This is a genomic window from Actinophytocola sp., assembly GCF_035942955.1.
Lineage (GTDB): Bacteria > Actinomycetota > Actinomycetes > Mycobacteriales > Pseudonocardiaceae > DASYTH01.
The window spans coordinates 1-6,604 of sequence record NZ_DASZCQ010000041.1; the positions used below are offsets into that span (position 1 = coordinate 1).

Annotated in this window: 7 protein-coding genes; all 7 read right to left on the reverse strand. The window is 69.9% G+C overall.

The window, feature by feature from the left end; translation table 11 throughout:
• Window positions 1-43 precede the first annotated feature (43 nt).
• Complete coding sequence (locus VGX25_RS03675; protein WP_326916140.1) at window positions 44-1,564, reverse strand: phage major capsid protein; 1,521 nt, start codon at window positions 1,562-1,564, stop codon at window positions 44-46.
• Between the two features lie 127 nt (window positions 1,565-1,691).
• Complete coding sequence (locus VGX25_RS03680; protein ID WP_326916141.1) at window positions 1,692-2,405, reverse strand: HK97 family phage prohead protease; 714 nt, start codon at window positions 2,403-2,405, stop codon at window positions 1,692-1,694.
• Entirely contained in the window at window positions 2,402-3,598 is a 1,197-nt protein-coding gene (locus VGX25_RS03685; protein ID WP_326916142.1) for a phage portal protein, read from the reverse strand. Before VGX25_RS03685 ends, VGX25_RS03680 begins: the two co-directional genes overlap by 4 nt.
• On the reverse strand, window positions 3,595-3,816 hold the full coding sequence (locus tag VGX25_RS03690) for a hypothetical protein (RefSeq protein ID WP_326916143.1): 222 nt from the start codon (window positions 3,814-3,816) through the stop codon (window positions 3,595-3,597). The genes VGX25_RS03685 and VGX25_RS03690 overlap by 4 nt, the downstream gene beginning before the upstream one ends.
• Before the next feature lie 47 nt (window positions 3,817-3,863).
• Window positions 3,864-5,471, reverse strand: coding sequence for a hypothetical protein (locus VGX25_RS03695; RefSeq protein ID WP_326916144.1), 1,608 nt, complete (start codon window positions 5,469-5,471; stop codon window positions 3,864-3,866).
• On the reverse strand, window positions 5,455-6,033 hold the full coding sequence (locus tag VGX25_RS03700) for a hypothetical protein (protein ID WP_326916145.1): 579 nt from the start codon (window positions 6,031-6,033) through the stop codon (window positions 5,455-5,457). The genes VGX25_RS03695 and VGX25_RS03700 overlap by 17 nt, the downstream gene beginning before the upstream one ends.
• A gap of 132 nt (window positions 6,034-6,165) precedes the next feature.
• Entirely contained in the window at window positions 6,166-6,462 is a 297-nt protein-coding gene (locus VGX25_RS03705; RefSeq protein ID WP_326916146.1) for an HNH endonuclease, read from the reverse strand.
• Window positions 6,463-6,604: the final 142 nt, after the last annotated feature.

Consider the following 6,604-nt stretch of genomic DNA (forward strand, 5'->3'; position numbering starts at 1 on the left):
CCACTGCGGGAAGCAGTGGCGTCGGCGGGTCGGGAGGGGCGGATCAGTAGCCGGACGGCGGGATCATGCCGGTGCCGGAGATGACCGAGATTGACGTCGGCCGCCGGTTCGGCATAAACGCCAGGTAGTTGAACAGCTGGAACCGGACCTGCAGCGTGCCGGACAGGACCTCCTGCAGTACGCGAGAGCGCATGGAGCCCTCCCACAGGTACAGATCGGGGAACCGCGCCACGATGGTTCGGGTCTCGTTGGTGCCGCCGCCCTTGTTCGTCGGCAGGTTGCCATCCAGCCAGGACGGCAGCCCCATGGACAGCATGCCGGCCGGGCCGTCACCGGTGGTGAGATCCTGCTGGGTACCGGCCGGGTTCCAACCGACCTGCGGCGGGACGATCAGCGGCCGGTTGGTGGTGTCCAGCTGCGCGGTCGCCCAGTACCAGATGGACGGCAGTACCACCGCGGCGGTGGCCGGTAGCTTGCGCCCGGTGTACACCTTGGACGCGGCCTGCGCGAACGCCGGGTACATCTCCGGCAGCGTCGGCGACGCGTCGGTGTAGGTGATGGCGTTGATGCCGGACACGTTGAGGATGCCCAGCAGCTGACCGGACGAGCCGGATCCGTCGATCGTCTGCACGTCGACCCGCTGGTTGTAGTCCTCCATCAGGTCGGCGAACACAACCTCGTCGAAGCTGATCGGCGACTGGTCGAGCAGCTGCAGCGCCACGTCCTGCTGGCCGGCGATGGTGCGCACCGGCGCGTTGACGAAGTCGTCGGTCAGGTCGGTGGACGTGACCGCGGCGGCGTCTGCGGTCTGCACACCGGTTGCGGTGCCGGTGGCCACCTTCGGCAGGTTGATCGAGTCCGTGCCGGTGGGCAGGGTCATCGCCCGGCACAGGTTGGCCGTGGTGCGGCCGAACCGGGTCAGGTTGATGTACTCGTCGATCAGCCACAGCGGCGGCACGAAGTAGCCGCCCTGCCCGTCGGTGCGGTTCGGGTTGACCCGCTCCTCCATGTTCCGCTCGAACGCGGACTCGATGTGCCGGGCCTTCAGATCGCCGAGGCTGCGCAGCTCCTCGCGGGACTGGCGCTCGCGCTCCTGCTCGCGCTTGGGCAGCTCGACCGAAAGCTCCTTGGCGTGGCGGGCCAGCCGATCCCGCGCGGCCTGCACACCGCCGTCGCCGTCGCCGCGGCCGAGGGCGTCGCGGGCCAGGTCAACGAAGTAAGAGTGCCGCTTGGCCTGCCGGCCGTAGGTCAGCGGCTCGTAGCCGACCCGGGCCGGGCCACGCTCGCGCTGCTCACCGGTCTGGCCGGCCTGGGCGTAGGCGTCGGCCGCGGCCCGGTCGCGCTTGTCGTCCTCCTCGGCCTCGGTGATCGCCGCGCGGACCTCGGTGATCTCGTCGTCGAGCGTGCGGATGGCGGCGCGCTTCTCCTGGAACGACGCCGTCTCGGCGTCGTTGAGGTCGCGCTTGTCGGTCTCGGCCTGGGACAGGATGCCGTCCCGCTCGGCCACCAGGCCCTTGCGCTGTTCGAGCAGCTTGCTCAGCTTCTCGCGCAGTTGCGTGAGCACGTGGAACACCCCTTTCGGGTCATCGATGTGATGGGGGTGCCTGGACCGTTCGGGTGGTGGCCCGGGTGGTGGCCGCAACAAGTGGCGGCTCCGGCGCGGGCTCCGGCGCGTCAGGAATGCAGGCAGATCAGACCTGGCCGACCGCGGCGCGGAAGTCCGCGTCGTCGTCGGCGGCCAGGTCGCGGTACAGCGACAGCGGGTGCCGCTGGCTGGTGGGCTGCGCAAGGCGCCGGCCGAGCCGCTCGTAGAGGGCGCGGACGGCGTCGTCGGGCAACTGGTCGAAATCCTGGGCGCGCAGCGCCGACTCGACCGAGGTGGCGGGGTTGGCGCCGTAGGTCACCACGGACACGTCGCCGCGGTGGATGTTGTACTCGAGGATGTCGCGCTGGTCGTAGTCCGGTGACCACATCTGGCGCATCACCCGGAACCGGAACGACATCTCGTCGAGGATCTCCTCCTCGACCGCCTGAATCACCGCGCGCACCACATCGCGCTCAGCGTTGAGCCGCGGGGCGCGCATGTGCAGCCCGGTGGTGTCCTCCGACAACTCCAGCGAGGTGGCCTTGGTGCGGGCCAGTGGCATGCCGGCGTGGTTGAACACCAACACCACGTCCGGGTTCTCTGACAGCGTCTTGGTGCCGGCGCCGGCGCGCACCACCTCGTCGTACTCGCCGTACCAGTCCCACATCCGGTAGGGCTCGTCGTACACCGAGGCGTAGCCCTCGAGCTCGTATCGGGTGCCGCCGGTGCCATCCTGGGCGGCGCGGACCTCGAAGGTGGCGTGGTAGGAGCGGCGCTCCGAGGCGCCGGACAGCTTCCCGCGGTCAGCCTTGGTCTTCACATCAGCTCCTTGACCTTCGCGGCGATGTCGTCGGGATCAGCGGCCGGCGCCGGGCCGGCGGCGGCGGGCTCGTTACCCCACTCGACCGGGGGCAGGTCCTCGTCCTCGCGGACCTCGTTGACCACCTTGATCCGGTTGCGCAGCGCGATCTCGTGCACCCGGAACCGCTCCAGCGTGGTCGACTGCAGCAGCGCCGACCGGTTCAGCCGGGCGTACTGGCCGCGGGGCAGCATGCTCGTCAAGGCGCGGTCGGCGCGGCGCAGCCACTTGTTCGCCGCGAACACCAGCAGGTGTTGCGCGCGGCCTTCCAGCGTGGCGTACGTCAGGCTGTTGCCGGTCTCGTAGCCGAGCACCTCGGCCACCCCCGGGCCGTAGATGCGGGCGCACTGGGCCTCGGTGTACTTGTTGGTCTCCAGGAACTGCGACTCGTTCGGGTTGACCTGGATCTGCTCGTACTTCCAGCCCTTGCCGAACACCACCGGCTCACGGTTGCCGCGCACCGCGGCGAGGAACTTGTCCTTGGCCCGCCGCGCCACCGACTCCTTCATGTCGATCTCTTCGTTGGTCAGCAGCGCCGACGGGTGCGCACCGTCGGTAAACCACTGCGACCCGAACCGCTCGGCCTTCAACCCCAGCCCGATGGTGACCGCGTGGTACTCCACCGGGGACATGCCCATCAGCCGGCCCGGACACGGGTACGCCCGGCGGTGCCAGATCGTCGCCGGGTCGACCTCACGGCCGTTGACCCGCCAATGCTTCTGCCCCTCGGTGTCCCGCCACCCGTAGGCCTCGTCCGGGTGGTACAGCGGGATCTGCGTGGGATAGGCGCTGCCGCCCCGAGTGGAGAACTCGGCGATCGTGCCGATCGCGTTACCGCGCAACAGTTCCGACCGCAGGAACTGGTCAATCCAGTCCTCCAACCCGTACCCGTCGCCGGCCGGGTCCAACAGGTAGGACGGTGTCGGCAGCTGCTGCTTGCTCTTGCCGGTGCCGGTGAACACGTCGACCGGCAACTCGGAGCCCAGCGACGCGATCAGGTCCACAGAGGACCACATGGCGATCTTCTGCAGCGACCACTCCGCCTTGCCGTACTCGGCGTCCCCCGCAGACGGCGGCATGTCCCGGTTGGACGGCAGCGGCGGACTGGAGAACTGCGCCGCGCGCTTCTCCGGCCGCCCGAGCACGTAGCTCATCCGCCACCCACCTTTGACCTACCCGCGGCCACCCGCCCGGCCACCACGTCGGCCAGCACCAGCACCCCCGCGGTGATGAACCCCGCCGGCCGGTACACCAGCGCCGCGCCGTACGACAGCAGCACCAGCCCGGCCAGCGCCGGCACCGCGCGCACCAGCAGCCCGACCGGCGCGGCCAGCGTCATCAGCATCCGCCCGGCACGCCGCCGCGCGCGCACACGCCAAGTGGACAGCCGACGACGACCAGGCACGCGGAACCGTCCTCTCACCAGATGTTCTCCAGCGGGTCGTAGTCAGGATCCACCGCCAGGTGTGCGTACATCTCGTACCCGCCCAACGCCAAGGCGAAGGTGTACAACGGCGCGATGTTCGACCCGGACGCCTTGCGGCCGAACGCGAACGCTCCGTCCCCGATGGACCTGGTGCGGGCACCGGCGACCGCTGCGGCCACCTCGTCCTGGCCGAGGTGCACGAACGCACCCCGCTTCACCCGCCCAGTCAGCGATGCGCAGAAGGCACCGAGTTGCTGCACCGTCGGGATCAGCAGGTCACCGCGCTCCCGCTTGTCCTCGCTCGCTGGCCGGCGAATGCCGGCGTTGGCCAGCGGGGTGATCAGCTCGGCGGCAGGGCCCTTGTCGTCGAGCACCCAGCACACCGGCCGCAACCGCTCGTTGATCTCCTTCGCCGCGGCGGGCACCCACGCCGAGCCGGGTCCGTGCTCGAGCATCACCCCGCGCACCGGACCCTCCGGCCCATCCGGGCCTTCACCGACCGCGCTGATCGTCGCCGAGTCCCCGGACGGGGTGACGTCGATCGCGCACGCCAGCGCTTCACCGCCCTCGGCCCGGTCGTTCGCCAGGAGGTTCCACACCTCCAGCGTGGGCACGTTCGGGTCGGCCTCGACCTCGTCGTCCTCGCGGACCTGGTTGAGGTAGGCGCGGTCGAAGTCGGCCAGCAGCGACGGCGTGATCGCCTTCTCCAGTTCCGTCTGGATCGTGGCGATCGTGACCGTGTGCCGCCACTCCTTGGAGCACCGACAGACCTGATCGGGACACAACGCCGGCATGCACGCCAGCCACACCCGCGGGTCCGTGCGGTCCGACCCAGGTGGGGCAGACCAGTCGAAGTACGCCACCCGGGACGGCGCGCCCGACTCAACCAACTCCCGCCCGGCCTGCACCGCAGCGTTCATTGGCACGCTGCGCGAGGTGCCCATGGTGGAAAACCACCACTCCTGCGCCATCAGCACCGTGATCATCGACGGGGACCAGGCCGCCGAGATCCGGTCGTCGACCTGGGCGAAGTACTCGTCCTTCACCCCGAGGTGCAGGGTCGGGCCGTGGCCGGACTGCTCGGTGCTGGCGTGCAAACCCTGGATCGATTGGGTCTTGCGCCAGATCACCGCCTCGCGGCCGTTGGCCTTGCGCACACGCGCGCGGTGGTACGGCATCAGCCGCTCACCCTCACCCGGGATGAACCCGCCAGCAGCCAGCGCCGGCAGCCAGTCGTCCTCCCACTTCTTGCGGGCGGCCGTGCCGTTCTGCGCGGCATACACGATCTGCTGTCTCGGCCACGCCATCCCCCGGTGGCTGGTCAGCGACAGGATGCCGGTGGTCTTGCCGGACTGCCGCGGCACCGTCACCCCGCTACTGCGGTAGACGAAGATCCCCGTGGCCGGGTCGACCTCCAGCCCGGTGTCGAACACGTAGCGCTGCCACGGGTTGAACGGGGTGCCCAGCTTCGCGGCGACCTTCGCGACCTTCGGCCCGTACGTGGGGTTGTCGAAGTTGCGGAGCGTGGCGAACCGGGGAGGACAGGTCAGCCCGTAGTGGGCGTAGATCGCCGCCCGCTGACGCTCACTCGGGGGCGCCAAGGTCGCCGAACTCGTCTTCGTCCTCGTCCGGCTCGCCGGCCGGGCTGCTCGCCACGAGCTGCTCCAGCGTCGCCCGCAGCTCCTTGGTCAGCCGCGGCAGCATCCGCCCGCCTTCGCCGCCGCCGGCGTCGATCGCCTCGGCCAGCACGTAGGCGGTCTGGGCCAGCGACGGGTCCACGCCGGACAGGTCGCCGAGCGCTTCGATGTCCTCCCGCACCTGGCCCTGCAACACCCCGGTCTGGCCCGTGCACCGCGGGCACGCCGCCGGCTCGTCCCCGCCGAAGGCCGCGGCTTGCTCGCCGAGCAGCGCCAGCGGCGTGGTGCCCATCGTTGCGGCGAGGAACACCACCTCATCCAAGGTGATCTCACGCCGCCGGCCGCCCGCCGACCGGCGCCCGGTCTCCAGATGGCCGACCACCGTCGCGGTGAACGACTGCGGAGCGCCGTGCTCCCACGCCGCGGAGGCGAACTCCTCGCGGGTCATGCCCTCCCGCTTGCGGTGCGTGCGAATCGCAGAACACACCACATCGGTCATCACGGTGACCCGATCAGTGGTCACCATGGTCTCTGACCTGCGGTTTTCCTACCGGGGGGAGAGAAAAAAAGGAAGCCTGCGGCGGGGTCTACCCAGTGATCATTCTCAAAAAACCGCAGGCCACGGACGTGATCCACTGTCGCGCGCATGATCACCGCCTCACCATGCCGTCGATGACCGGCGTGACATCACCATCGGCCTGTCCTGCTGCGACGAGTTGCACCGGTAATGCGCTGGCCGCGCTGTGTCCAGATCCAGCAGCCCACCACCATGGGCCAACGGCACCACGTGGTGCACCGTGTAGTAGCCGGGCGGTGGCGGGTTCGACCACGGCAGCGACAGGTCGATGAACGGGTCACCCAATAGGCAGGCCGAGCCGAAGCAGCACCACGGCCCGTACGTCTCGACCACCAGCCGCCGGAACCGGCGCCACGGCCGGCCAGCGCGCCGGGCCATCACAGCCACTTCGTGAACAGGTGCACCCACAACCACAGCAGCAGCAGCGCGCCGAGCGACGCCGCGATCCACCAGGTGGGGCGCATCGACCCAACCCCGACCAGGACCTGCGTCCACTGGGTGAGGGTCTGCTTGCCCGTGG

Excerpts from the sequence above, each read along its gene's own strand:
- VGX25_RS03700 (WP_326916145.1), bottom strand. The coding sequence starts at position 6,033 with ATGGTGACCACTGATCGGGTCACCGTGATGACCGATGTGGTGTGTTCT.
- VGX25_RS03685 (WP_326916142.1), bottom strand. The coding sequence starts at position 3,598 with ATGAGCTACGTGCTCGGGCGGCCGGAGAAGCGCGCGGCGCAGTTCTCC.
- VGX25_RS03705 (WP_326916146.1), bottom strand. The coding sequence starts at position 6,462 with ATGGCCCGGCGCGCTGGCCGGCCGTGGCGCCGGTTCCGGCGGCTGGTG.